Origin of the sequence: Streptomyces sp. NPDC046203, assembly GCF_040646255.1 — a bacterium.
Taxonomy (GTDB): Bacteria; Actinomycetota; Actinomycetes; order Streptomycetales; family Streptomycetaceae; genus Streptomyces.
Genome location: NZ_JBEYZX010000013.1, coordinates 104357 through 129199, shown reverse-complemented (window position 1 = coordinate 129199; position 24843 = coordinate 104357). Strand labels below are relative to the sequence as shown.

General features: G+C 72.2%; 23 protein-coding genes and 1 pseudogene. 9 read left to right on the top strand and 15 right to left on the bottom strand.

The window, feature by feature from the left end; translation table 11 throughout:
• Window positions 1–49: 49 nt before the first annotated feature.
• Complete coding sequence (locus tag ABZ990_RS13755) at window positions 50–1750, bottom strand: methylmalonyl-CoA mutase family protein (protein ID WP_361230177.1); 1701 nt, start codon at window positions 1748–1750, stop codon at window positions 50–52.
• A gap of 182 nt (window positions 1751–1932) precedes the next feature.
• On the opposite strand from ABZ990_RS13755, the gene ABZ990_RS13750 reads away from it, so the two are divergent.
• On the top strand, window positions 1933–2754 hold the full coding sequence (locus tag ABZ990_RS13750) for a lipase family protein (RefSeq protein WP_361230174.1): 822 nt from the start codon (window positions 1933–1935) through the stop codon (window positions 2752–2754).
• 200 nt (window positions 2755–2954) lie between these two features.
• On the opposite strand, the gene ABZ990_RS13745 is transcribed toward ABZ990_RS13750, so the two are convergent.
• From ABZ990_RS13745 to ABZ990_RS13735, 3 genes are all read right to left on the bottom strand, one after another.
• Complete coding sequence (locus ABZ990_RS13745; protein WP_361230171.1) at window positions 2955–3290, bottom strand: DUF3817 domain-containing protein; 336 nt, start codon at window positions 3288–3290, stop codon at window positions 2955–2957.
• Between the two features lie 173 nt (window positions 3291–3463).
• Window positions 3464–3973: a MarR family transcriptional regulator gene (locus tag ABZ990_RS13740; RefSeq protein WP_361230168.1), complete on the bottom strand. Its 510-nt coding sequence runs from the start codon at window positions 3971–3973 to the stop codon at window positions 3464–3466.
• 9 nt (window positions 3974–3982) lie between these two features.
• On the bottom strand, window positions 3983–5329 hold the full coding sequence (locus tag ABZ990_RS13735; RefSeq protein ID WP_361230165.1) for an MFS transporter: 1347 nt from the start codon (window positions 5327–5329) through the stop codon (window positions 3983–3985).
• Window positions 5330–5526: 197 nt separating this feature from the next.
• Here ABZ990_RS13735 and ABZ990_RS13730 point away from each other — a divergent pair, with 197 nt between their 5' ends.
• Window positions 5527–6525, top strand: coding sequence for a DUF5937 family protein (locus ABZ990_RS13730; RefSeq protein WP_361230162.1), 999 nt, complete (start codon window positions 5527–5529; stop codon window positions 6523–6525).
• A gap of 122 nt (window positions 6526–6647) precedes the next feature.
• Window positions 6648–7733 (top strand): glycoside hydrolase family 6 protein, encoded by a 1086-nt coding sequence (locus tag ABZ990_RS13725; protein ID WP_361230159.1) that lies wholly within the window; start codon window positions 6648–6650, stop codon window positions 7731–7733.
• Between the two features lie 247 nt (window positions 7734–7980).
• Here ABZ990_RS13725 and ABZ990_RS13720 read toward each other — a convergent pair whose 3' ends face one another.
• From ABZ990_RS13720 to ABZ990_RS13695, 6 genes and pseudogenes are all read right to left on the bottom strand, one after another.
• The gene (locus tag ABZ990_RS13720) at window positions 7981–9948 is read right to left on the bottom strand and encodes a kelch motif-containing protein (protein WP_361230156.1); all 1968 of its coding nucleotides are present in this window, start codon (window positions 9946–9948) and stop codon (window positions 7981–7983) included.
• Between the two features lie 3 nt (window positions 9949–9951).
• Window positions 9952–11820 (bottom strand): cellulose synthase catalytic subunit, encoded by a 1869-nt coding sequence (locus ABZ990_RS13715; RefSeq protein ID WP_361230153.1) that lies wholly within the window; start codon window positions 11818–11820, stop codon window positions 9952–9954.
• A 378-nt stretch (window positions 11821–12198) separates the two neighbouring features.
• Window positions 12199–12825: pseudogene (locus ABZ990_RS13710) on the bottom strand (TetR/AcrR family transcriptional regulator); the annotation flags it as partial.
• Window positions 12822–13517, bottom strand: coding sequence for a DUF4166 domain-containing protein (locus tag ABZ990_RS13705; RefSeq protein WP_361230151.1), 696 nt, complete (start codon window positions 13515–13517; stop codon window positions 12822–12824). The gene ABZ990_RS13705 and the pseudogene ABZ990_RS13710, both read right to left, overlap by 4 nt.
• Window positions 13514–14362, bottom strand: coding sequence for a hypothetical protein (locus ABZ990_RS13700; RefSeq protein ID WP_361230148.1), 849 nt, complete (start codon window positions 14360–14362; stop codon window positions 13514–13516). The genes ABZ990_RS13705 and ABZ990_RS13700 overlap by 4 nt, the downstream gene beginning before the upstream one ends.
• A 258-nt stretch (window positions 14363–14620) precedes the next feature.
• Window positions 14621–14965: a DUF3817 domain-containing protein gene (locus ABZ990_RS13695; RefSeq protein WP_361230145.1), complete on the bottom strand. Its 345-nt coding sequence runs from the start codon at window positions 14963–14965 to the stop codon at window positions 14621–14623.
• 110 nt (window positions 14966–15075) lie between these two features.
• Between ABZ990_RS13695 and ABZ990_RS13690 the strand changes: the two genes are divergently transcribed.
• From ABZ990_RS13690 to ABZ990_RS13675, 4 genes are all read left to right on the top strand, one after another.
• On the top strand, window positions 15076–15714 hold the full coding sequence (locus ABZ990_RS13690; protein WP_361230142.1) for an AIM24 family protein: 639 nt from the start codon (window positions 15076–15078) through the stop codon (window positions 15712–15714).
• Window positions 15714–16364, top strand: coding sequence for an AIM24 family protein (locus ABZ990_RS13685; protein WP_361230140.1), 651 nt, complete (start codon window positions 15714–15716; stop codon window positions 16362–16364). The genes ABZ990_RS13690 and ABZ990_RS13685 overlap by 1 nt, the downstream gene beginning before the upstream one ends.
• Window positions 16361–17170, top strand: coding sequence for an AIM24 family protein (locus tag ABZ990_RS13680; RefSeq protein WP_361230137.1), 810 nt, complete (start codon window positions 16361–16363; stop codon window positions 17168–17170). Before ABZ990_RS13685 ends, ABZ990_RS13680 begins: the two co-directional genes overlap by 4 nt.
• A gap of 101 nt (window positions 17171–17271) precedes the next feature.
• Entirely contained in the window at window positions 17272–17748 is a 477-nt protein-coding gene (locus ABZ990_RS13675; RefSeq protein WP_361230134.1) for a MarR family transcriptional regulator, read from the top strand.
• Between the two features lie 271 nt (window positions 17749–18019).
• Here the strand turns inward: ABZ990_RS13675 and ABZ990_RS13670 are convergent, their stop codons facing one another.
• Window positions 18020–19240, bottom strand: a complete 1221-nt coding sequence (locus ABZ990_RS13670) for an MFS transporter (RefSeq protein WP_361230131.1) — start codon at window positions 19238–19240, stop codon at window positions 18020–18022.
• 90 nt (window positions 19241–19330) lie between these two features.
• Here ABZ990_RS13670 and ABZ990_RS13665 point away from each other — a divergent pair, with 90 nt between their 5' ends.
• Window positions 19331–19951: a TetR/AcrR family transcriptional regulator gene (locus ABZ990_RS13665; RefSeq protein WP_361230128.1), complete on the top strand. Its 621-nt coding sequence runs from the start codon at window positions 19331–19333 to the stop codon at window positions 19949–19951.
• A 201-nt stretch (window positions 19952–20152) separates the two neighbouring features.
• On the opposite strand, the gene ABZ990_RS13660 is transcribed toward ABZ990_RS13665, so the two are convergent.
• From ABZ990_RS13660 to ABZ990_RS13645, 4 genes are all read right to left on the bottom strand, one after another.
• Window positions 20153–20584, bottom strand: coding sequence for a hypothetical protein (locus ABZ990_RS13660; protein ID WP_361230126.1), 432 nt, complete (start codon window positions 20582–20584; stop codon window positions 20153–20155).
• Between the two features lie 210 nt (window positions 20585–20794).
• Window positions 20795–21367, bottom strand: a complete 573-nt coding sequence (locus tag ABZ990_RS13655; RefSeq protein WP_361230123.1) for a histidine phosphatase family protein — start codon at window positions 21365–21367, stop codon at window positions 20795–20797.
• A 294-nt stretch (window positions 21368–21661) separates the two neighbouring features.
• Entirely contained in the window at window positions 21662–22618 is a 957-nt protein-coding gene (meaB, locus tag ABZ990_RS13650) for a methylmalonyl Co-A mutase-associated GTPase MeaB (protein WP_361230121.1), read from the bottom strand.
• 336 nt (window positions 22619–22954) lie between these two features.
• Window positions 22955–24157 carry an acetyl-CoA C-acetyltransferase gene (locus ABZ990_RS13645; RefSeq protein WP_361230118.1) on the bottom strand — a complete coding sequence of 401 codons (1203 nt, stop codon included), beginning with the start codon at window positions 24155–24157 and terminating at the stop codon, window positions 22955–22957.
• A gap of 137 nt (window positions 24158–24294) precedes the next feature.
• Between ABZ990_RS13645 and mce the strand changes: the two genes are divergently transcribed.
• The gene (gene mce, locus ABZ990_RS13640; RefSeq protein WP_361230115.1) at window positions 24295–24810 is read left to right on the top strand and encodes a methylmalonyl-CoA epimerase; all 516 of its coding nucleotides are present in this window, start codon (window positions 24295–24297) and stop codon (window positions 24808–24810) included.
• Window positions 24811–24843 lie beyond the last annotated feature (33 nt).

Sequence of the window (24843 nt, the reverse complement as noted above, 5' to 3'; positions counted from 1 at the left end):
GGGTGTCACGGGGAAACCCCGTGACACCCCTCTCTCACACCGCGCCGCGTCAGAAGCCCGCCGGCTCCGTGTACGTGCCCCACTCGTCGCGCAGGGCGTCGCAGATCTCGCCCAGGGTCGCCTCCGCGCGGACCGCGTCCAGCATCGGGGCGATCATGTTGGAGCCGTCGCGGGCCGCCGTCAGCATCGCGTCGAGGGCCGTGCGGACCGCGGCGTCGTCGCGGCGGTCCTTGCGGTCGCCGAGGACGCGGACCTGCTCCCACTCGACCTCGTGGCTGACCCGCAGGATCTCCAGGTCGCCGGTGACGGAGCCGTGGTGGGCGTTGACGCCGACGACGCGCTTGTCGCCCTTCTCCAGGGACTGCTGGTAGCGGAAGGCGGACTCGGCGATCTCGCCGGTGAACCAGCCGTCCTCGATGCCGCGCAGGATGCCGGAGGTGATCGGGCCGATCGGGTGCTTGCCATCCGGGTGGGCGCGCAGACCGCGCTCCCGGATCTGCTCGAAGATCTTCTCGGCGTCGGCCTCGATGCGGTCGGTGAGCTGCTCGACGTACCAGGAACCGCCCAGCGGGTCGGCCACGTTGGCGACGCCGGTCTCCTCCATCAGCACCTGCTGGGTGCGCAGCGCGATCTCGGCGGCCTGCTCGCTGGGCAGTGCGAGGGTCTCGTCGAGGGCGTTGGTGTGGAGCGAGTTGGTGCCGCCGAGGACGGCCGCGAGGGCCTCGACGGCCGTGCGGACGACGTTGTTGTACGGCTGCTGCGCGGTGAGCGAGACACCGGCGGTCTGGGTGTGGAAGCGGAGCCACTGCGCCTTGTCGGTCTTCGCGCCGTAGACCTCCTTCATCCAGCGGGCCCAAATGCGGCGGGCGGCACGGAACTTGGCGATCTCCTCGAAGAAGTCGAGGTGCGCGTCGAAGAAGAAGGAGAGGCCGGGGGCGAAGACGTCCACGTCGAGGCCGCGGGACAGGCCCAGTTCGACGTAGCCGAAGCCGTCGGCGAGGGTGTACGCCAGCTCCTGCGCGGCCGTCGAGCCGGCCTCGCGGATGTGGTAGCCGGAGACCGAGAGCGGCTTGTACGCGGGGATGTTGGCCGCGCAGTGCTCCATCAGGTCGCCGATCAGGCGCAGATGGGGCTCGGGCTCGAAGAGCCACTCCTTCTGCGCGATGTACTCCTTGAAGATGTCGGTCTGGAGCGTGCCGTTGAGGACGCCCGGGTCGACGCCCTGGCGCTCGGCGGCGACCAGGTACATGCAGAAGGCCGGGACGGCCGGGCCGGAGATCGTCATCGAGGTGGTGACGTCGCCGAGCGGGATGTCCTTGAAGAGGACCTCCATGTCGGCGGCGGAGTCGATGGCGACACCGCAGTGGCCGACCTCGCCGAGCGAGCGCGGGTCGTCGGAGTCGCGGCCCATCAGGGTCGGCATGTCGAAGGCGACCGAGAGCCCGCCGCCGCCGGCGGCGAGGATCATCTTGTAGCGCTCGTTGGTCTGCTCGGCGTTGCCGAAGCCCGCGAACTGGCGGATGGTCCAGGTGCGGCCCCGGTAGCCGGTCGGGTACAGGCCCCGGGTGAAGGGGTACTCGCCCGGCCAGCCGATGCGCTCGAACCCCTCGTACGCGTCGCCGGGCCTCGGCCCGTAGACGGGGTCCACGTCGTCCCCGGAGAGCGTGGTGAAGTCGGCGTCGCGCTTGCGGGCCTTGTCGTAACGGGCCTGCCAGCGACGGCGGCCTTCCTCGATCGCGTCAGCGTCCATACCTACGAATTTACTAGGACGTCCTAGTAAAAGTCGATGGCCGACCGCGCGTCGGAGCGGCGCGAACCCGTCCATGGCGGCGGGTCGCGTCCGGTCGCCCGGCGGATCGACGCGGGTTAGCTTCACTCGTGGTCGCCATGCGATCACCCACCGTCCCCATCGCGGCTCGACAGGAGTACCCCGTGGCCGTTCCCACCACCTTCGACCAGGACGCCGTCGACTACACCCTCCCGCACGCCTACAGCCTGGCCAGGGCCTCGGACCTGGCCTACAAGGACGACGCCACCATCGACGCGCAGGCCCACGACTGGGGTTTCGACACGGTGCGGCACCACCAGACGCGGTTCACCCCGCCGTTCCCGCTCCAGGACACCCAGGCGTACACCATGGCGGGCGACCGGATGATCGTCACCGCCTTCCGGGGAACCGAACCCGCGCAACTACGCGACTGGCTCACCGACGCGAGCACGCCGCCCTGGCCGGGGCCGGCCCGGACCGGGTTCGTGCACTACGGGTTCGCGGAGGCCCTGGAATCCGTCTATCCCGATGTCGCCAAGACCATCGCGGACCTGCGCACCGACGGCCAGAGCGTGTGGTTCACCGGGCACAGCCTCGGCGGCGCCCTCGCCATGCTCGTGGCCGCCCGGCTGGATCTGGAGGACCCCCATCTGGCGGCCGACGGCGTCTACACCTTCGGGCAGCCCCGCACCTGCGACCGGCTGCTGGCCGCCGCCTACGACAAGGGGCTCCACGGCCGTACCCATCGCTTCGTCCACGGCAACGACATCGTCCCCCAACTGCCTCCCGAGCCCGCCTTCACCCATGTGGCGACCCTGCACCACATCGACTCCGCCGGGCACGTCAGCGAGAAGAACGGCCTGATCGGCGGGCTGGCCGACCGCGCCAAGGGGCTGGGCACCGCCGCCTTCTCCCCGGACGGGGAGGGGATCCGGGACCACCTCATGCGCAGCTACCTCGCCGCTCTGGAGAAGGGGTGCGGGTGAGCCCTCCGACACCCGGACAGCACCCGGTACGGGACAGCACCCCGGCGCGGGGATGACTCCCTGGCCCGGGGGCATCTCCTCGGCATACGGACGACGCCCCCGCGCGGTGACGGCCCCCGGCTCCGGGCATGACGAAGGCCCCGGCCGGTCGGACGGTGTCCTGACCGGCGGGGGCCCGCGGAGAGCCGGAGAGCTGCCCGTTACGCCTTGGCCGCGGCCGCCGGCTGCGCGCCGCTCACCAGCGGGAGCGTCTCGCGGACGACCTTGCGCTCGACGAAGAAGGCGGCCGTGGGGATGGTGCCCGAGAGCAGCACCCACAGCAGCTTCCCGAACGGCCACTTGGCCTTGGAGCCCAGGTCGAAGGCGAAGATCAGATAGATGATGTAGAGGACGCCATGGGCCTGGGAGACCGCGAAGGTCAGGTCCTCGCCGGTGTCGAAGCCGTACTTGGCGACCATGCACCCGCACAGGATGAGGAGCATGACCGCGGTCACGTACGCCATGACGCGGTAGCGGGTCAGCACGCTGGATTTCATGGCTTCGAGCGTAACGGCAGAGGGGGGCGATCTTCGCACGGGCCCCCTTTCGGCACGTCCGTGTCAAGACCGTGTCAGGGCCGCGTCAGAGCGGTGCCAGGACCGCTTCAGGACCGCTTCGGGGCCGCTTCAGGGCCGTGCCAGGACCTCTTCGGGGCCGTGTCAGGACCTCTTCAGGACTCCTCGAAGTCCCCGGCCGCGACCCGCAGCGGGCGCAGGGTCGCGAAGATCTCGGCGCATTCCTCGGAGTCGTACGCGCCGAGCCCGAAGTCCATGTCCATGAGGTCGCGGGTGGCGGCCTCGACGACCTCGCGGCCCTTGGCCGTGATGGAGGCGAGGGTGCCGCGGCCGTCGTTGGGGTTGGGGCGCTTGTCGACCAGACCGGCCTTGACCAGGCGGTCCACCGTGTTCGTCACGGAGGTCGGGTGGACCATCAGCCGTTCGCCGATCTTGGACATCGGCAGTTCGCCCGCCTTGGAGAAGGTGAGCAGCACCAGCGCCTCGTAGCGGGCGAAGGTCAGTCCGTACGGTTTGACCACGGCGTCCACCTCGGCGAGCAGGATCTGCTGGGCGCGCATGATCGAGGTGATCGCGGCCATCGCGGGGACCGGGCCCCAGCGCTTCTGCCAGAGTTCGTCGGCGCGGGCGATGGGGTCGAACGAGAGACTGAGGGGCTTCGGCACCCGTCGACCTTATCCACTGGCCACGGGGCGCTCGGCCGTGTCTCGCCTTTCGGTCGCGGATACGGCCGACGCACGCCCGTCCGAACCACGCCCGCCCGAAGGGCGCCCGTCCGAACCACGCCCGCCCGAAGGGCGCGGGGCGCTGGCCCGTACCTCCAGGGCGAGCACGGCCAGGACGAGGGTGGCGAGCGCCCCGGCGCCCGCGACCACCGCGTGGACGGGGACGAACTCGGCGACCAGGCCCGCGCCCGCCATGCCGAGGCCCTGGACGGTCATCATGCCCGCCGACATCAGGGTCATGGCCCGGCCGCGCCGCTCCTCCGGGACGGCGTCGACGAACCAGGCGTCGAGCCCGAGGGTGTACGCGCCGGCCGCGCCGGCCAGGAAGAGCGCGGCGGCCGCGAGGACGAGGCCCGGGCGCAGGGCGTAGAGGAGGAAGGGCGGGAAGGAGGCGAGGAGGAGCGGGAGCACCAGGCGGGCGCGGGTGGCGGCGGAGAGCGCGGAGCCCGCGAGGAGTTCGCCGAGGACGGTACCGACGGGCATCGCGCACATCAGCAGGCCGAGGGCGGCGCTGGAGGCACCGATCCGGTCGGCGTACGGGGCGGCCAGCGCCTCGGGGACGACGGCGAACATCGGCGGCACCCAGAACAGCAGCATCAGCGCCCGGATCCGCCGGTCGCGCAGCACACCCCAGGTGGCGCCGACGCCCTCGCGCCGGCCTCCCGTGGCGGTGGCGGTGGCGGTAGCAGTGGCGGCGGCGCGGGCCGGGCGGCGGGCGGTGCCGCAGCGCAGCAGAGCCGCCGAGGCGAGGAAGGTGGCGGCGGTCACGGCCATGGCGCCGCGCGGGGTGACGGCGGTGAGCAGCAGTCCGCCGGCGCCGAAGCCCGCGAGCAGGGCGCTCTGCGAGAGGATCCGCAGCAGCGAGCGGCCGAGGACGAACAGTTCGCCCTCGCCGAGGATGTCGGCGAGGGTCGCGAGCCGGGTGCCCTGGAAGACGGGGGCCACGGCGGCGACCGCGCAGCGCAGCACGAGCAGTGCGGCGACCGGGGTGGTGGGCAGCACCATCAGGGCGACGCAGCCGGCGCAGACGAGGTCGCACACCACGAGCACCCGGCGGGGCGGGAAGCGGTCGGCGAATCCGGCGAGCAGGGTGCCGCCGAGCAGGTACGGCAGGAAGCCGAGGGCGAAGGTGAGCGAGGAGAGCAGGGGCGAGCGGGTCAGGTCGTAGACGAGGACGGTGAGGGCGAGTTCGCTGACGACGACGCCGAGCAGCGAGAAGAGGTGCGCGGTGAAGACGAACCGGAACTCGCGCACGGCGAAGACCGCCCGGTAGCCGGGCGCCTGGGTGGTGGGCATGTCCGCAGCGTGCGGGGCGCGGGGGTGCCGGGCCTAGACTTTCGGCCCTGGCCGAAAGTTGGCGACGGGCGAGAGCTGGCAGCGACCGAAAGTCGGCGACAGCGGGCGAGAGTCGGCGGCGACCGAAAGTCGGCGACAGCGGGCGAAAGCCGACCCCGGCCGAAACGTCGACGGCGGGCGAGTGAAGGGCCGGGCATATGCCGTACCACCTGCACTTCGGGGAGGGCGACCCGCTGCGCATCCGGTTCGCGATCTCCCCGCTGTGGGAGACGCACAGCGCGGTACGGGTGCTGGCCCGGCCGCGTCAGCAGGTCTACCACCTGCCCTGGCTACGGCGGATCGCGCACCGGGCACGCGGGCTCGATCTGGCGCCGCTGCATCTGCTGATGCCGGCCCGGGGCCACAGCCCGGACTTCCTCTATCCGCCGCCGATCGGGCCCGCGGCCACGTTCGAGGACGAGATCGCCGCCGTACGGGACACGCCTCCGGCGCTCGCGGCGGACGACTTCGCGCGGGCGCTGGCCGAGACGCCGGGCGCGGCCGGGACGGCCGAGGGGCGCCGGCTGCTGGCGGATCCGGCGGGGGCGGTGCTCCGGCTGGCGGATCTGCTCGAAGAGACCTGGGAGGCGCTGGTCGCGCCGGAGTGGCCGAGGCTGCGGGCGCTGCTCGAAGCCGATCTGGCGTACCACTCGCGGCGGCTGGCCGAGGGCGGTCTGGAGCGGCTGCTGACGGAGCTGCACCCGTCGTTCGGCTGGACGGAGACGACGGCGACGCTGACCGTCGCCTCCGGGACCGAGCACGTCCGGGCGCTGGAGGGGCGGGGGCTCGTCCTGATGCCGTCCGTGTTCACCTGGCCGGATGTGATCAGCGGCTTCGACCCGCCGTGGCAGCCGACCGTCGTCTATCCGGTGCGGGGCGTCGGCGGGCTGTGGACCGAGGCCCGCGAGCGCACCCCCCAGGCGCTCGCCCGGCTGCTCGGGCGGGCCCGCGCCGAGGTGCTGTGCGCGCTCGACGAACCCGCCGGGACCTCGGCGCTCGCGCACCGGCTGGGGCTCGCGCCGTCGAGCGTGTCGGCGCATCTGTCGGTGCTGCGCGGGGCGGGACTGCTGACCTCGCGGCGGTACGGGCACCAGGTGCTGTACGAGCGGACCCCGCTGGGCATCGCGCTCGCGGTGTCGCAGCCGGATACCGACTGACCGTTATGTCACGATAGGGCCCGCTCTGCCGCAGGGTGCCGCCACCCGGCGCCCCGCTCCCGCGCCCGCACCGGCTCCCCGCCCCTCCCCGTCGTTCTCCTCGTCCCGACCCTGGGGGCCGGATGTCCCGCCGCACCGCCGCCGCCCGGCTCTCCGCCGCGCGCCTGTCCTCCCGTCGCCCCTCCCGTCGCCCCGCCCGTCGCCCCGCCGGCCATCTCGCGACGCTCGCCGCGGTCGCCGCCCTGCTGCTCACCGGCTGCGGTGACGGCGGACCGGGCTCCCCCGAGCGGACGACCGCCTCGCGCGGCGAGGCCCCGCCCCCGGCCGCCGCCTCGCCCTTCTGGGTCGACCCGGAAAGCGACGCGGCCCACCAGGTCCGGACGTACGAGACCCAGGGCCGCGCCGAGGACGCCCGGCTGATGCGGCGGATCGCGGACCGGCCGATGGCGGACTGGCCGTCCGACGGCGATCCGGCCCCGGACGTCACCCGGGTGGTACGGGGCGCCGCCGCCAAGGGCCGGACCGCGCTCTTCGTCGCGTACGACATCCCGCACCGCGACTGCGGCCGCTACTCGGCGGGCGGGGCACACGACGCGCAGACCTACCGGAACTGGGTGGACTCCTTCGCCGGCGCCATCGGCGACACGCCCGCGATCGTGATCCTGGAGCCGGACGCGGTGGCCCACCTGGTGGACGGCTGCACCCCGGCCGAGCACGAGGAGGAGCGGCTCGGGCTGCTGGCCGGCGCGGTCGAGCGGTTCAAGAAGCAGCCGCACACCCGGGTCTACATCGACGCGGGCAACCCGGCCTGGATCGATGCCCCGGCCAAGCTCGTGGAGCCGCTGCGCCGGGCCGGGGTCGCGCGGGCCGACGGCTTCGCGCTCAATGTTTCGAACTTCCAGACCGACGATGCGGTACGGCGGTTCGGCACGTCGGTGTCCCGGCTGCTCGGCGGGGCCCACTTCACGATCGACACCAGCCGCAACGGCAACGGCCCGCTGCACGGCGACCGGGCGGAGGAGTGGTGCAACCCGCCGGGCCGGGCGCTCGGCACCCCGCCGACCGACCGGACCGGGGACGAGCTGGTCGACGCGTATCTGTGGATCAAGACGCCCGGCGACTCGGACGGCACCTGCCGGGGCGGCCCGCCCGCCGGAACCTGGTGGCCCGACTACGCGCTGGGGCTCGCGCGCCGCGCCAGGGCCTGACCGGGGCCAGGGTGCGGGGTGCGGGGTGCGGGGTGCGGGGTGCGGGGTGCGGGGTGCGGGGTGGCCGTCGTACGTACCGGCCTCGGCCCGTACGCCCGGACCCGTACGCCCGGACCCGTACGACGCGGACCGGCCCCGTACGACACGGACCGGCCCCGTACGACACGGACATGACTCGGCCCGGCCCTGACCTCTCAGGACCGGGCCGGGCCTGGCCGAACCGCGCCACGAAACGACGGCCGGGATGTCAGGACACCTGCACCCACTTCGCCTGCGACGAGATGCCGTCGGAGTCCGTCACGAACAGCATGTACCAGCCGGGCGGCACCAGCGTGCGGTCCTTCGGGATCGTCACCGAGACGGTCCCGGAGCCCTTGTCCTTGGCCATCGCCAGCTCCACCGAGCGCTGTTCGACGTCCGTCGTATGAGTGACGGCGCTCGGCCGCATCAGCCGGGCCTGGACGATCCGGTCCAGGTCCTTGGCCGTGGCCCGGTAGCCGACCGCGCCGTTCTTGTCGGGCTGCTCGGGTCCCGCGCCGAGGACCGGCCGGTCGCCGCCCGCCCGGTGCAGGGACGGCGGGGTGAAGACCTCGATGCGCTGCTCGAAGGCGCCGAGCTTGGTGTTGTCGGCGTCGCCGTAGAGCGGGTCGGAGCCGAAGGTGGCGACCCGGCCGTCGGGCAGCAGCAGCGCCTCGGAGTGGTAGTTCCGGCCGACGGTCGGCTCGGCGGCCTCGGCGAAGCTGTTGCTCTTCGGGTCGTAGAACTGCGCCTGCAGGATGTCGCTGGCGCCGCGCCCCCGGTAGTCGCGCGAGCCGCCGGTGGTGAAGACGGTGTCGTCGGGCAGGAGCACGCTGCCGAGGTAGCGGGTGCCCTGCGGCAGGGCGGGTCCGTCGCTGAAGGACGGGTTGTCCTTGGACAGGTCGATGATCGACGTACGGGGGGTGGAGGCGGCCGACTCGCCGACCCCGCCGCCGCCGAGGACCATCAGCCGCTGCTTCTGCGCGGGCGGCAGCAGGACGGAGGCGGAGGTCTCCAGCTGGTCGGGGTGGGTGAGGCCGGGGAGCTTGGTGAAGGAGTTCTTCTTCAGGTCCCACAGGCCCGGCTCGCGGCCCTTCTCGGCCGGCCCGTACCCGGCGTTGGAGCCGGTGTAGAGGAGCTTGCCGCCCTTGGTGAGGAAGAGCGCGGGGTAGGTCGGGAAGTAGCGGAAGGGGCCCTTGGACCACTTCTTGGTGGCGGGGTCGTAGATCTCGTTGTCGCCGGGGACGACGTCGCCGACGTCGTTGAGCCCGGAGACGGCGAGCACCTTGCCGTCGTCGAGGGTGACGAGCGTCGGGTACCAGCGGGCGTTCTTCATGGGCGCGACCGGGACGTACTTCTCGGCCTTCGGGTCGAACTCGTACGCCGCCTTGATGCCCTGGAAGTCCTGCTTCTCGGTGGTGATCTTCTGCGCGAGACCGTAGACGTTGTCGGCGTCGGTGCCCTTCAGCCCCTCGATCTCGTACTGCGCGGCCTCGGTGGTCAGCGCCTGCGGGCCCTCTTTGACGGCCTCGACGAAGACCCGCTGCTCCGCCGCGGTCACCTTGGTCTTCCACGGCTTCATCTGGCCGCTCTTGAAGTATGAGATCTCGAACTCGCGCTTCGCCTTCGGGACGGTGACGTCGAACTTCGAGACGTACTCGACCCCGGACGGGGAGCGGAAGACCGTGCCCTTCTTGAGGGTGACGGCCTTGTCGGGGCTCTCGTTCTTCACCCGCATCGCGCCGCCGGCCTTCTTCACCTCGCCGTCCAGGACCTCGTAGCGGGCGGTGCCGCCGGCGACGAGGAGCCGGCCGTCGGGGAGCTGGGTGTGGCCGGAGCAGAAGAAGTCCTCGGGGGTGGGGATCTTCTTGAACGTGTTCTTCGCCGGGTCCCACAGGACGGTCTCGAAGGTGCCGGCGTCGAACTTCTTCTGGTTGTTCCCGGAGCCCGCGACGAGCAGCACCTTGCCGGTGTGCAGGAGGGCGGCGTGGATCGCGTTGACCCGGTACTGGCCGGGTACGTCGACCAGGGCCCAGGAGCCGTACTTCTTCTGGTAGCCCGGCTGGGCGATCTTGTACGCGTGGTACTTGTCGGTCGCGAAGGACACGGCGGCCGGGGCGTTGAGGGCGGCGAGGACGAGCACGGCTCCGCTGCCGAGCAGCGTCTTCTTGAATTGCGCGGACGGCCGGTAGGCCATGGTTCAGTTCCCTCCGGTCGTCGTGGGGGCCGCGGCGGGCGTGGGGGTGGGGCGGGCGCCGCCGCGGGCGGCGGTGGTGGTGGTACTGGTGGTCTCCTCGCCGTGCTCGGCCCGGCTCCGGGCGGAGGCGAGGGCGCGGACCCGTATCTGGAGGCGGCCCTCGGTGAGGATCTGGAGGCGGTAGCGGCCGCGCGTCCGGTCGGCGGTCCACACCCCGACCGGGGCGAGCGCGATGACGAGAGCGAGCACCGCCCAGGTGCGCATGGCCGCGTGGCTGTGGTCGAGGACGACGGAGGCGACCAGGGACGCGGCCAGGACCGCCGCCCAGAAGAGGTGGACGCGGAAGGTCGCGAGCCGGTCGGGGCTGGCCTCGCCGCCCTTGGGGGTGACGACGAAGCGGCCGCGGGTGCGCAGGAGCGCCGAGCCGAACGACATCAGGTAGATCGGCGCGCACAGCGCGGACATCACCATGCCGGCCAGACCGCCGGAGCCCTCGGGCTCGTGGGGCGAGACGTTGTGGCGGCGGTTCCACAGATAGGCGCCGACCTGCAGGGCGACGGCGTCGCTGTAGATCATCAGCCAGACCGCGGAGGAGACCTGGGTGCCGGAGGCGCCGAGCCAGAGGAACAGCACGCAGGACAGGATGCCGAGCAGCCAGTTCACGGCGGTCATGGGGTAGTAGACGAGCATGAGCGTGTAGTTGAGGAGCCGGCCGGGCGGGGTGCGGAAGGGGGCCTTCCAGTACTGCCGCAGGAGCGTCTCGTACGTGCCCCGGGACCAGCGCAGCTGCTGGGTGAAGAAGTCGGTCCAGGAGGCCGGCCCCTCCCCCACGGCGAGTACGTCGGGGGTGTAGACCGAGCGCCAGTGGTGGCCGGTGACCGGGTTGCGGCGGCGGTGCAGCTCGAAGCCGGTGGCCATGTCCTCGGTGACGGAGTCGACCAGGCCGCCTATCTGGAGCAGGGCCTTGACCCGGACGACGTTGTTGGTGCCGACGAACATGGGGGCCCGGTAGCGGTTCCCGGCGCGCTGGATGAGCGCGTGGAAGAGGAACTGCTGCGACTCGGCGGCCTTGGTGACGCCCGCCTTGTAGTTGCCGTACACCTGCGGTCCGACGACGAAGGCGACGTCGGGGTCGCGGAAGTAACCGAGCATCCGCTCCAGGAAGTTGGGAAGCGGGACGTGGTCGGTGTCGACGGAGGCGAAGAAGTCGTAGGCGCGGCCGTGCATCGCGAGCCAGGCGTTGTAGTTGCCGTGCTTGGTGCGGGCCTTGTGGGTGCCCTTGGGGCGGTTCCACTCGGGGACGCCGGAGCGGGTGAAGTGCCGTACGCCCAGTTCTTCGCAGAGGGCCCGGGCGGCGGGGTCGTCGCCCTCGTCGAGCAGCCAGATGTCGAGGGGGCCGTCGTGCCGCAGCTGGACGGCGCCTTCGAGGGTGGCGCGGACCATGCCGAGCGGTTCCTTGCCGGGCACGTAGGTGGTGAGGAACGCGACCCTGGTGCCGGGCTCGGGGTGGACGGGTATCGGGTCGCGGGCGACGAGGGTGGCGTGCGCGATCGAGGTGACGTTCACCAGCATGAAGAAGCAGATGAGTCCGATCGCGACGAGCATCACGGTGTCGTACGGGATCCGCCAGGCCTCGTCGCCCTCGCGGACGGTCCAGTGGCTGGGCCAGACGAGGTAGAACAGCAGGAGCGCCGACAGCAGGGGGGCGCACCCCATGAGCAGGACGGCGCGTATGCGGTGCGGCTCCTTCGACAGCAGGCTCCGGTACCGCACCTGGTAGCCCCCGTGGGGGGATCCGGGCGCGGGCTCGGGTTCGGTGAGCGGGCCTGCGAGTCGGCTGTGGGTGTCGTAGTCGTAGTGTCCCGGCCGCACGGGTGCCTCCAGGGATTGTCGAACGTGCCGATATCCCCACAAAAGTGGAGATCTGTCGGCGTGTCGACTGGAGACTGTCCGTGCGAGTGGTTCGGGGGGGGTCTGCCTTCGGGATCGGGCGGCGTCAGGCTGTGCGGGTCGGATCGGGGGCCGGGGTCGGGGTCGGGGTCGGGGTCGGGGTCGGGGTCGGGGTCGGGCTGGATCGGGACCGTGCGGGGCCGGATCGGGACCGTGCGGGGCCGGATCGGGGCCGCGTCAGGCCGGGTCGGGCCGCGTGAGGCCGGATCCGGGGCCAGGATCGGATCCGGTGCCGGGGCCGGGGTCCGTGAGTCCGGCGCGTACGGAGGGCGGCCGCCCCGGTGCCTGACGGGGTACGAGGCCCTTCCGGCGCAGCGTGTACCGGACGGCCCCGCGGGCGACCGGGCTCAGCTCCTCCAGGGCCGCGAGGAGACCGGCCAGCTGTTCGAGCGCGTCGAGGGCGGCGCCCGCGCCCGCCGGGTCGACCGCCTCGTACAGCTCCATCCCGACGAAGGAGGCCGCGACCGTCCGGGCGAGCCCGGCCGGGTCCACCGCCCCGTCGAGCGGGCCGTCGGCGAGCAGCCGGCGCAGCACCGTCTCGATCTCCTCGATCCACAGGTCGAGGCCGGCGGCCGTGGCGGGGCCGAGCTTGGGGTGCGTCTGCGCGCCGGCGAGCAGCTGGCCGAGGACGGCGACATGGCCGGCCTCCCGCTCCTGCTCGTGCAGCGCGCGGCCGAGGGCGAGCAGCTCGGACAGGGTGGCGACCTCGCTCATCTGCTCGCGGTACCGGGCGACCCGCTGTTCGGAGCCGAACCGGCAGGCGGCGGCGAGGAGTTCGTCCATCGAACCGAAGTGATAGAAGACCAGCGCCTGGTTCACCCCGGCGGCGGCGGCCACCGCGCGGGCCGAGGTCTTCGCGATGCCCTGCTCGACGAGCACCTTCAGGGCGCCTTCGAGCAGCTTGCGGCGGGTCTCGTCGGTGGTCACGCGCGCGCCTCCTCGCGCACCGGGCGCAGACCGGGCCGGACGCCGCAGTCGCGGACCCGGGCGTACGCGGCCGTGAAGGATCCCTCGTAGCCGAACAGCGGGCCGATGTAACGGTTGACGACCCGGACGCTGATCCGGAAGCGCCCGGCGCGCTCGTCGAAGGACTCGCGCACCTCGGCGTCGCCGCCGATGAGTTCGGGCACCCGTACGTCCACCGGCCCTTCCCTGAACCGGTGTTCGCCGGAGCGGATGAGCAACGAGCCGTCGGGCTCGGCGGAGAGCTGGAGTTCGCTGGCGAGATGCTGATGGGTGCCGAGGTAGTCCACGATCCGGCCGCCCGTAGGGCCGTTCACCATCGTCGCATCGAACCGGCGGGGCCCGCCGGGCAGTCGGAAGGTGCGGACGAAGGTGACGGTCTCCCGGCCGTACGAGTCGAGGTAGGGCACGTTCTCTATGGTGAAGGGCACCTGGCGGCCGGTGCGCGGCAGCAGGATGTTCCGGGTGCCGCCGACCGCGAGGAACGGCCGCACCAGGTGCCGGGTCAGGCCCCTGCCGTGCCAGATCCGGTCCATCGCCCCGCGCCCCACGCACATCTCGCCGCTCGCGAGCCCGACGGAGAAGCGCCGCTGGAGCTCGGGGTGCAGCCGCGCGAAGGCGTCCTCGCCCATGGCGGTGCGGAAGATCGACGTCATGACTGCTCCAGGGTGGCGAGAAGGCGGGGCGCCCGGTCACGCGAGCGGCCCGGCGGGACGCGCAGACAGCGGCGGGCGGCGGGAGTCCTGGGCGACGGCGGCAGCAGGACGGCGGCCACGGCGGCGAGCAGCAGGGCCTCGGGGTGGATGGCGGCACCGAGCGCCACGAGCCCGGCGCGGGCGGCGAGTTCGAGCTGCCAGTGGGTACGGGAACGTTCCGGGGTGATCCCGTGCTCGCACCACAGCCGCAGCCGGTCGAAGGACCAGGCGGTCGCCCAGCCCATCAGCGGCCGGAAGACCAGCTGGTCGGCGAGCCGGCCGAAGCGCCCCCAGCGCGGCCGGTAGTCGTATCCGGTGAGGAACCGGATGCCCTCGGCCGGGTCCACGCCGGGGACGTAACGCCAGTACCCGCTGCCCTCGGCGAGCAGGGACAGCGGGTGCGGCGAGGCGAACCGGAGTGCCGACACCCGGTCGCCGCCGGCCCGGCGGCGCTCCCCCGCGGAGACGCCGGTGCCGGCGACGACCAGGAAGGGCAGCACCCGCGTGGCATACCGGAACCGCCGGGGCGCCCCCTCCGCGCCCCGCCCGTCCGGTCCACCCGGTCCACCCGGTGCTGCCGATTCGGCCGCTTCGATCGAAACGCTCGACTCGTTCGAATCGCTTGAATCGCTCGAATCAGTCGGCTCGCTCGACTCGGTCGACCCGGCCGGGTCGGCGGACTCGGCCGGCAGATACGAGATCTCGGTGAACCGCAGATCCCATCGCTGGTGCTCCGCCGGGTCCTGGGTCCGCTTCCAGAGCGTCTCCAGGTCCGTACGGACGCACGCCTCGACATAGAGCCCCAAGACTCTGCCCCCTCCCCCGAGTTGAGCGACCGCTCAATCCGGCGGCCATGGAGAAGCTAGCGCGTTTTGAGCAGTCGCTCAAGACCTTTCCGGAACATCTCTTCCGGGTGGATGCGGCGCAGGCGGGGGTGGGCGACCTGGGCAGGGGCGGATACGACGAAGGGGCGCCGCACATGGCGGCGCCCCTTCGTGGGCGTGGGCGTGACCGGGCCGGAGTGGCCAGACGGCCCGGCTCCCGGCCTCCCGGCCCCAGCGAGATCAGACGTTGACGACACCCTCGCGGCGCGCGCGGGAGGCGATGACCGCGGCCTCGGCCTCGCGCTTCAGCTTGCGCTCCGCGAAGAAACCGCCGGTGGGCAGCACCGACAGGACGAAGTAGCCGGCGGCCTGGCCGAAGCTCCACTTGGCGCGGTTCCAGGCGTCCAGCCAGAAGAGCACGTACAGGACGAAGAGCACGCCGTGGACCGCGCCCATCACCGGCACCGCGTTGAAGTCCGTGGTGCGCTTGAGCACCGAGCAGACCAGGAGCAGCAGGAACGAGACGGCCTCCGGGGCGGAGACGAGTCGGAGCCGGTGCAGGGCGGAGGCGGTCTTGATGTCCATGGCAGGAGTCACCTTCGGTCGATCTTGTGAACGGATGCACAAGGGCCTGTCCATTGTGCACGGCGGCACCTCTGTCCCCGGGCCGGGGGTGCCCAGTAACGTCCCCTTTCGTGGCTACGTTCCGACTCCAGGGCAGCCGAGTGCTCGCCGTGACCTTGACCGGGGACGCCGTGAAGGCGAAGAACGGCTCGATGGTCGCGTACGACGGCCGGATGTCCTTCAAGAAGATGACCGGCGGCGGTGACGGTCTGCGCGGCATGGTGACCCGCAGACTCACCGGAGAGCAGATGGAGGTGATGGAGGTCAGCGGCCAGGGAACCTGCTGGTTCGCCGACCGGGCCACCGAGATCAACCTGGTCCGGCTGACCGGCGAGAAGCTGTTCGTCGAGGCGAGCAATCTGCTGTGCACCGAGGCCGGGCTGCGTACGGGCACCAGCTTCACCGGGCTGCGCGGCAGCGCGTCCGGCAACGGCCTGTTCACCACGACCGTGGAGGGCACGGGCCAGGCGGCCCTGCTGTCCGACGGGGCGGCCGTGGTGCTGCGGGTGACCCCGCAGTACCCGCTGTGCGTCGACCCCGGCGCGTACATCGCGCACCAGGGAAACCTCCAGCAGCACTTCCAGTCCGGCGTGACCTTCCGCACGTTCATGGGCGAGGGCGGCGGCGAGGCGTTCCAGATCCGGTTCGAGGGGGACGGGCTCGTGTACGTGCAGCCGAGCGAGCGCCGGACGGTCGGGGGCGATCTCTGATGCCGTTCCGGGAGATCAACTCCAAGATGATCGAGGCCCGCCTGGTCCCTGGGCAGCGGCTCTTCAGCCAGCGCGGGGCGATGCTGGCGTACCGCGGCGACGTCACTTTCACGCCGAATATCACCGGCGGCCAGGGCGGGGTGATGTCGATGATCGGCCGCCGGGTGGCCGGCGAGGCGACCCCGCTGATGACGGTGGAGGGCGACGGCACCGTGATGTTCGGGCACGGCGGCCATCACATCCAGGTCGTCGAGCTGGCCGGGGACACCCTGTACGTGGAGGCGGACCGGCTGCTCGCCTTCGACGGCACCCTGGAGCAGGGCACGATGTTCCTCGGCTCGCAGGGCGGGGTGATGGGGCTGGTACGCGGCCAGGTGACCGGGCAGGGCCTGTTCACCACCACGCTGCGCGGGCACGGCTCGGTGGCCGTGATGGCGCACGGCGGGGTGATGGAGCTGCCGATCACCCCGGACCGCCCGGTGCACGTGGATCCGCAGGCGTACGTGGCGCACCACGGCGAGGTCCGCAACAAGCTGTCCACCGCGCTCGGCTGGCGGGAGATGGTGGGGCGGGGCTCGGGCGAGGCGTTCCAGCTGGAGCTGAGCGGGAGCGGTGCGGTGTTCGTGCAGGCGTCGGAGGAGAAGCTGTGACCGGTCCCGTGATCCACGATCCGACGACGCTGCCGGTGGACGACAACGTCGACTCGTACACCTTCTGTGTGGAGCTGAAAGGCTCGCCGTGGTTCCTCCAGAAGGGCAAGATGATCGCCTACTACGGGCGGATCGAGTTCCACGGGATCGGCCACGGCCCGCTCGACCGGCTGGTGCGGACGTCCTTCCACTCGCCGCTGCACGCGAGCGACTGGGTGGTGGCCGAGGGCAGCGGGAAGATGCTGCTCGCGGACCGGGCGTTCGATGTGAACTCGTACGACCTGGACGAGGGCAATCTGACGATCCGGTCCGGCAATCTGCTCGCGTACCAGCCCACGCTCGCGCTCAAGCAGTCGATCGTGCCGGGGTTCGTGACGCTGATCGGGACGGGGAAGTTCGTGGCGGCGTCGAACGGGCCGGTGGTGTTCATGGAGCCGCCGCTGCGGGTCGATCCGCAGGCCCTGGTGGGCTGGGCGGACTGCCCCTCCCCCTGCCACCACTACGACCACGGGTATCTGACCGGGGTGCTGGGCGGGGTGCGGGCCCTCACGGGGCTCGGGGGCACCTCGGGCGAGGAGCACCAGTTCGAGTTCGTCGGGGCGGGTACGGTGCTGCTCCAGTCCTCGGAGCAGATGCTGGCGGAACGGCCGATCGGGGATCCGGCGGCGGGGCCGGGAGTGCCCGGGTCCGCGCCGGGCGGCGGGGCGCAGGGCGGCGGGGCACCGGGTTCCGGCCAGGGCGGTCACGGTTCGGGACCGCGTCTTCCCGGCCAGCTCGGGGATCTGCAGCGGCGCTTCGGGCTGTGAGCGGTACTCTGCGGAGCGTGACGCGTCGTTCCGCCCTCGCGGATCTCCTCGGATCCCACGTAAACTCGTCCAGAATTCAACTTCTTAGGTAGAATCGATTCATGGAGACCGAGACGGCCACCCCCTGGCTCACCGACGCCGAGCAGTGCGCCTGGCGCACGTTTCTCGACGTCAACCGAATGCTGACGCACCAGCTGGAGAAGGATCTCCAGCCCTTCGGCCTGACGATGAACGACTACGAGATCCTGGTCAATCTCTCGGAGGCCGAGGAACAGCGGCTGCGGATGAGCGACCTCGCCACCGCCACCCTCCAGTCCAAGAGCCGACTCTCCCATCAGATCACCCGGATGGAGAACGCCGGACTGGTCCGCCGCGAGAACTGCGAGTCGGACCGTCGCGGGCTGTTCGCGGTGCTCACCGACGCCGGCATGGAGACCATGCGGAAGGTCGCGCCGCACCACGTCGAGGCGGTGCGCAAGCACTTCATCGGACAGCTCAGCCCCGAGGCGCTGACCGGCCTCCACGAGTCGCTGAAGCCGGTCGCGGAGCAGCTGCGCGGGCGTCGCGGCAAGCTGTAGAGCCGGTACGGGCCGGCTCGCGGCCGGCACGGAGCCGGCGCCGGTGCGGGTCGATGCGCGGCCGGTACGAAGCTGGCGCCGGAACGGAGCCGATACGGATCTGGTACGGGTCGGGCCCGGCGCCCCTGAGGGGGTGCCGGGCCCGAGCCGTACGCCCGCCCGGCGCACCTCGGACGGGCTCACCTCGGCCGGGCGCACCTCGGCCGGGCGAGCAGCACCTACGCGACGCACACCCCGAGCGGCCCGGCCACCCCGCGCGTCCCGGTCACCGTCACCGCAGGTGCTTCAGCGAGCGGCCGCCCCGGATCACCAGCGCGGCCACGAGGGCGCAGGCACCGCCGAGCCACAGGACGCCCTGGAGTTCGAGCGTGTCGACGACGACACCGCCGACCAGCGCGCCCAGGCCGATCGACAGGTTGAAGACCGCCGCCCACAGCGCGGAGGCCGCCTCCACGGCGTCCGGGGCGGCCTTGATCATCCAGGTCTGCAGGGCGACGGAGACCCCGCCGTAGGCGAGACCCCAGAGGATCAGCAGCAGAGTGCCGCCGATGCCCGTCCGCCCCAGGAGCAGGAAGAGCGGCATCGCGACCGCCAGGGCCACGGCGATGGTCAGCACGCTGCGGTACACCCGGCGGGAGAGCGCGGAGCCGGCGGCGAAGTTGCCGGCCATGCCCGCGATGCCGAAGCCGAACAGCAGCGGACCCACATAGCGCTGATCGATGCCCGACAGCCGTTGCAGGGCCGGGCTGACGAACGTGTAGGCGGAAAAATGGCCGAAAGCGAGCAGGGTCGTCGCGAGGATGCCGATCCGTACGCCCGGATTGCGGAGTTGCTCCACGAGCAGTCGCGGCCGGATGGCCTGGGAGGCGGCCAGCCCCGGCAGTACGACCAACAGCGCGACCAGCGTGACGAGAGCGAGAACGCTCATCGAGGCGAAGGCGATGCGCCAGCCGGTGAGTTCGCCGAGCAGGGTGCCGAGCGGAACGCCGAGCACGCTGGCGGCACCGACGCCGCCGAAGACGATCGCGGTGGCGCGCGGCACGTTCTGCGGGGCCACGAGCCGGACGGCCAGCCCGCCGGCGATCGCCCAGAAGCCGCCGATCGCCACGCCGACGAGTACCCGGGAGGCCACGAGGACGGTGAAGTCCGAGGCCAGGGCCGTACCCACGTTGGCGCCGGCCATCAGCGCCATCAGCCCTAACAGCAGGGCACGCCGGTCCAGGGAGCCGACGAGCATCGGGACCAGGGGGGCCGAGAACGCGGCGACCAGGCCGGGCACCGTCACCATCAGGCCCGCCGTCCCCTCGGAGACCGACAGCGCCGACCCCACGGAGGTCAGCAGTCCGATCGGCAGCTGCTCGGCGGTCACCAGCAGGAAGGTCCCCAGGGCCACGGCGACGACCGCCGGCCAGCGGTCCGCCCGCGCGGGCACCGCGCCCTCCGCCGGGGTCGGGGTCTGGGCCGGGGTCGGGGTCTGTTCCACAGTCGCCACCGCGCCTCCTCAAGGCTTCGGGAGCGAGCGCTCCCAAACTCGACGCTAGCAACGGGAGCGATCGCTCCACAACCTCGGTAGGGTGAAGACATGTCACGCCCTCGACTCTTCGACGAGCAGAACGCGGTCGACTCGGCGACCGAACTGTTCTGGCGACGCGGTTACCACGCGACGTCGGTGCGGGATCTGGGGGACGAGCTGCGCCTCACCTCCAGCAGCCTGTACCGGACGTTCACCGACAAGCACACGCTCTTCCTGCGCGCGCTCGACCACTACCGGGCCACCGAGTCGGCCGAGGCCCGGCAGCGGCTGGACGCGGACGGCCGCCCGGTGCGCGAGGCGCTGCGGGAGTGGATGCGCTGGCTGATCACCTGCCCGGCCGACGGCGAACCGGGCCGGGGCTGCTTCGTGGTGAACACGGCCACCGAACTCGGCACCACCGACGACCAGGTCCACCGGCGCCTCGAAGCGGCCTTCGAGGCCACCCGGGAGGCGCTGCGGTCCCTGCTGGCCGAGGGCCGCGACCGAGGCGAGATCGCGGCCGATCTCGACCTTGACGCCTCCGTGGAGCTGCTGTTCACCACGGTGCTCGGCCTGCGGGTACGCGAACGCGCGGGCCACGACCGGGCCCGCCTGACCGCCGCGATCGACGCGGTGGTGCGGGCGCTGGGGCCGGGGCCGGAACCCTCGCTGCCCTCCGAGCGCGGCTGACGGGGCGCGCGCCGGTCCGGCATCGGCATCAGCATCGGCCGATGCCTGCCTGTACAAGGGGCCCGCCCGACGGGTCGGCCCCTGCCCGTCGGGCGGGCCCAGGAAGATCCGGACTGGTCCGGATATCGGCGCGGGATCCGGGCGGTGGACCTCGGCCGGCCGGACCACGAGCCGCACCCGCCACCCTCCGTCTCCGGACGCCTACGCGACCTGGCAGTAGACGCCCTGGTTCCAGCGTGCGGCGCTGCTCGCAAGGGCAGCCAGATCGCTCACGATCGCCTCGGCGATCGCCACGTCGATGTCCTCACCGTCGTCCGCGCGCAGCCGGGCCCACGCGGCGGCGGCATTCCGCAACCCGGAGTACTCGGCGTCCACAAGGGCGGCGGACAGCCGAGTCGAGAGCGCGAAGACGACGCACCCGTCGTCGTCCTGGCCGGCGACGACGCGGGGCTCGCCGGCTGCGACGAGTTCGTCGAAGTCGCCGTCGGCCAGGAGACATTCCCACTCGACCACGGCCTCTTCGGCATCGAAGTTGCCGAGGGAAAGCGTCTCGGACGCCCGTCCCGGCCCCGTCCGGAGAGTGAGGGCCGCCGCGTCGTCCGGCGCCACGAAAGACTTCACGAGGGCGCTCACCCGGCCGATCATGCCCGACTGCCGTACCCCCGACCGGCCCGGGCCGAACACCTCTACACAACCAACCGCCGATGGCGAACCGTGATCCGCCGCTCCATCATCCGGCGGAACGAGCGCGCCGCCGACGGACGCCTCCGCGAGGTCGCGAACAGGGCGAACGTCGCTTGATACGGCGGTAATACATCTCGGACGGGACGTGGACAGCCGCCGCTACGGCACGTTCCACCCGAGCACGACGGGCAGCCCGTGCTCATAGCCCAGCGTGTTGATCGTCCCCGGATGCGGGTGCCCGAACTGTCGCGCGCCCGACGGCGCGTCGAGCCCGAGCCAGCGCGCGGCGAGGATGCGTGACAGATGGCCGTGCGCGACGACGGCCACGTCACCCTTGTCCAGCAGCGGCCGGACCCGGCCGAGGAAGGCGTCGACCCGCGCGGTCACGTGCCCGAGGTCCTCGCCCGCGTCCACGCCGTCACGCCACAGCTCCCAGCCGGGCTTGAGCTCCTGGATCTGCTCGGCGGTCAGCCCCTCGTAGCGGCCGTAGTTCCACTCGGTCAGGTCGGCGTCGGTTTCCGCACCGCTCAGCCCCGCCAGTTCAGCCGTCCGCACGGCGCGAGTCAGCGGGCTGCTGTAGACGGCGACGAACTCCCGCCCGGCCAGTCGCGGCGCGAGCGCACGCGCTGCGGCCTCCCCCGCCTCGGTCAGCGGCAGGTCGGTGCGGCCGGCATGCTGGCCGGTCCGACTCCACGCGGTCTCGCCATGCCTGATCACTGTCAACTCACCCATGGCCGAGGAACATATCCCACACCGCACACAGGGCGAACGTTTCCTGCCGAGGCACCAAGTGCCCTCTGTGTCCTCGGCGTTCTCGGTGTTCTCCGAGCGCGGCTGACCGCGACCGCTCCGGAACGGCGGGACGCCCCGGGGCGGATCAGGCCGAGCGGCCGGGGATCCGGGGATCCGGGGATCCGGGGATCCGGGGATCCGGGGATCCGGGGATCCGGGGATCCGGGGATCCGGGGATCCGGGGATCCGGCGGAGGATCAGGATCCCCGGTCCGGAAACCCCGGAGGACAGGCCCTAGTTGCCCGTCAGGCTCGCGATCAGCTCGTCCGAGGCCGTGTACGGGTCCAGTTCGCCCGCCGTGATGCGCTCCGCGAGCGCGTCCAGCCGGCGGTCGCCGTGCAGGTCGCCGATCCGCTCGCGCAGCGCCGTGACCGCGATCGTCTCCACCTCGCGGGCGGCCCGCGCCCGGCGTCGCTCGGCGAGCACCCCGCGCTCCTCCATCCACGCCCGGTGCTTCTCCAGCGCCTCGACGACCTCGTCGACGCCCTCGCCGCGCGCCGCGACCGTCTTCACGATCGGCGGCCGCCAGTCGCCCGGGGCGCGCGCCTCGCCGAGGCCCAGCATGTGGTTGAGCTCGCGCGCGGTGGCGTCGGCGCCGTCCCGGTCGGCCTTGTTGACCACGTACACGTCGCCGATCTCCAGGATGCCCGCCTTCGCGGCCTGGATGCCGTCGCCCATGCCGGGCGCCAGCAGCACCACGGAGGTGTCCGCCTGCGAGGCGATCTCCACCTCCGACTGGCCGACGCCCACCGTCTCCACGAGGATCACGTCGCAGCCGGCCGCGTCGAGGACCCGGATGGCCTGCGGCGCGGACCAGGCGAGGCCGCCCAGGTGGCCTCGGGTGGCCATGGAACGGATGTAGACGCCGGGGTCGGAGGCGTGCTCCGACATCCGGACCCGGTCGCCGAGCAGCGCGCCGCCGCTGAACGGCGAGGACGGGTCGACGGCGAGCACGCCGACCCGCTTGCCCGCCCGGCGGTACGCGCTCACCAGCGCCGAGGTCGAGGTCGACTTGCCGACACCGGGCGAGCCGGTGAGGCCCACCACGTAGGCGTTGCCGGTCAGCGGGGCGAGCGCCGCCATCACCTCGCGCAGCTGCGGGGACGCCCCCTCCACCAGCGAGATCAGCCGGGCCACGGCGCGCGGCCGGCCCTCCCGTGCCTGGGCGACCAGTGCGGGGACGTCCACCATCTCAGCGTGCTCCTTGCGTCGAACGTCGGGATCTTGCGTACCGGGCCCGCGCACCGGGCGCACGGCCACGGCGTACGGGCACGGGTGTACGGCCACGGCGTGCGGCCCCGGCTCCGGCGCGCGGGCCCCGCCCGTACACGGCCGGTGTACGGGCTGCCCGTACACACCGGACGCACCAGGCACACCGGGCGTACGGGCCATGGTCGCGGACCGGGCCCGTGGATCCGGGCCCGGCCCGCGTACGTACCGGTGTGCCTGCCTTACCGGCCTGCCTACCGGCCTTGCCTGCCCTGCTACCTGCCTGCTTTGCCTACCGGCCTGCCTTGCCGGCCGGCCCTACTTGCCGGGAACGCGCACGATCAGGGCGTCGCCCTGGCCGCCGCCGCCGCACAGGGCCGCCGCGCCGAGGCCGCCGCCGCGCCGCTTGAGCTCCAGGGCCAGGTGCAGCACCACGCGGGCGCCGGACATGCCGATCGGGTGGCCGAGCGCGATGGCGCCACCGTTCACGTTCACCTTTTCCGGGGTGATGCCGAGGTCCTTCATTGACTGGTACGTGACCGCGGCGAACGCCTCGTTGATCTCGACCAGGTCCAGGTCGGCGACCTCCTTGCCCTCCTTCTTCAGGGCGTGCAGGATCGCGTTCGACGGCTGCGACTGGAGCGAGTTGTCCGGGCCCGCCACGTTGCCGTGGGCGCCGATCTCGGCGATCCAGTCGAGGCCCAGCTCCTCGGCCTTGGCCTTGCTCATCACGACGACGGCGGCGGCGCCGTCGGAGATCTGCGAGGCGGTGCCGGCGGTGATCGTGCCGTCCTTGGCGAAGGCCGGGCGGAGCTTGGCCAGCGTCTCGACGGTGGTCTCGGCGCGGATGCCCTCGTCCTTGGCGAAGACGACCGGGTCGCCCTTGCGCTGCGGGATCTCGACCGGGGTGATCTCGGCCTCGAAGACGCCGTTCTTCTGGGCGGCGGCGGCGCGCTGGTGCGACAGGGCGGCCAGCTCGTCCTGGGCCGCGCGCGGGATGCCGAGGCGGGTGTTGTGCTTCTCGGTGGACTCGCCCATGGCGATGCCCTCGAAGGAGTCGGTGAGACCGTCGTACGCCATGGCGTCGAGCATTTCGATCGCGCCGTACTTGTAGCCCTCACGGGACTTCGGCAGCAGGTGCGGGGCGTTGGTCATGGACTCCTGGCCGCCCGCGACCACGATGTCGAACTCGCCCGCGCGGATCAGCTGGTCGGCGAGCGCGATGGCGTCGAGGCCGGACAGGCACACCTTGTTGATGGTGAGCGCCGGGACGTTCATCGGGATGCCGGCCTTGACGGCGGCCTGGCGGGCGGGGATCTGGCCGGCGCCCGCCTGGAGCACCTGGCCCATGATCACGTACTGCACCTGGTCGCCGCCGATGCCGGCCCGGTCCAGGGCGGCCTTGATCGCGAAGCCGCCCAGATCCGCGCCCGAGAAGGACTTGAGCGAGCCGAGGAGCCTGCCCATGGGCGTACGGGCGCCCGCGACGATCACAGAGGTGGTACCGGTCGTTCCAGTCATGAGCCGCAGCCCCTTGGGATGAGGAGTGAACGAGGGTTTACCTTCAATGTACTGAGCGGTGCCGTGCCCGGTCACCGGCCTGCCGGTGTGACGGCGCGCACGTTGCGTAACCAAGGGTGCGGCGCTGCACTGGAGGCATGCTGACGCGAATCGACCACATCGGGATCGCCTGCTTCGACCTCGACCGGACCGTCGAGTTCTACCGGGCGACCTACGGCTTCGAGGTCTTCCACACGGAGATCAACGAGGAACAGGGCGTCCGGGAGGCCATGCTCAAGATCAACGAGACCTCGGACGGCGGGGCCTCGTACCTCCAGCTCCTGGAGCCCACCCGGGAGGACTCGGCCGTGGGCAAGTGGCTGGCGAAGAACGGCGAGGGCGTGCACCACATCGCCTTCGGCACGGCGGACGTCGACGGCGACGCCGAGGCCATCCGGGGCAAGGGCGTCCGGGTCCTGTACGACGAGCCGCGCACCGGCTCCATGGGATCGCGGATCACCTTCCTCCACCCCAAGGACTGCCACGGGGTCCTGACCGAACTGGTCACCTCCGCGAGCCCGTCCGCCCACGGCCCCGCCGAGCACGCGGCCGACCACACCGCCGACCACGCCGGCGCCCCCTCCGCGGACCACACCGCCGACCCGTCCGCCTAGTACTCCTCCGGCCCGTCCCCCGCCCCTCCCCCG

Bases quoted from the DNA above. Each gene is read 5' to 3' on its own strand.
- ABZ990_RS13695 (WP_361230145.1), bottom strand. From the start codon at position 14,965: ATGGACATCAAGACCGCCTCCGCCCTGCACCGGCTCCGACTCGTCTCC.
- ABZ990_RS13730 (WP_361230162.1), top strand. From the start codon at position 5,527: ATGCCGTACCACCTGCACTTCGGGGAGGGCGACCCGCTGCGCATCCGG.
- ABZ990_RS13725 (WP_361230159.1), top strand. From the start codon at position 6,648: ATGTCCCGCCGCACCGCCGCCGCCCGGCTCTCCGCCGCGCGCCTGTCC.
- ABZ990_RS13665 (WP_361230128.1), top strand. From the start codon at position 19,331: ATGTCACGCCCTCGACTCTTCGACGAGCAGAACGCGGTCGACTCGGCG.
- ABZ990_RS13735 (WP_361230165.1), bottom strand. From the start codon at position 5,329: ATGCCCACCACCCAGGCGCCCGGCTACCGGGCGGTCTTCGCCGTGCGC.
- meaB (WP_361230121.1), bottom strand. From the start codon at position 22,618: ATGGTGGACGTCCCCGCACTGGTCGCCCAGGCACGGGAGGGCCGGCCG.
- ABZ990_RS13705 (WP_361230151.1), bottom strand. From the start codon at position 13,517: ATGACGTCGATCTTCCGCACCGCCATGGGCGAGGACGCCTTCGCGCGG.
- mce (WP_361230115.1), top strand. From the start codon at position 24,295: ATGCTGACGCGAATCGACCACATCGGGATCGCCTGCTTCGACCTCGAC.
- ABZ990_RS13720 (WP_361230156.1), bottom strand. From the start codon at position 9,948: ATGGCCTACCGGCCGTCCGCGCAATTCAAGAAGACGCTGCTCGGCAGC.
- ABZ990_RS13675 (WP_361230134.1), top strand. From the start codon at position 17,272: ATGGAGACCGAGACGGCCACCCCCTGGCTCACCGACGCCGAGCAGTGC.
- ABZ990_RS13655 (WP_361230123.1), bottom strand. From the start codon at position 21,367: ATGGGTGAGTTGACAGTGATCAGGCATGGCGAGACCGCGTGGAGTCGG.
- ABZ990_RS13645 (WP_361230118.1), bottom strand. From the start codon at position 24,157: ATGACTGGAACGACCGGTACCACCTCTGTGATCGTCGCGGGCGCCCGT.
- ABZ990_RS13755 (WP_361230177.1), bottom strand. From the start codon at position 1,750: ATGGACGCTGACGCGATCGAGGAAGGCCGCCGTCGCTGGCAGGCCCGT.
- ABZ990_RS13685 (WP_361230140.1), top strand. From the start codon at position 15,714: ATGCCGTTCCGGGAGATCAACTCCAAGATGATCGAGGCCCGCCTGGTC.
- ABZ990_RS13745 (WP_361230171.1), bottom strand. From the start codon at position 3,290: ATGAAATCCAGCGTGCTGACCCGCTACCGCGTCATGGCGTACGTGACC.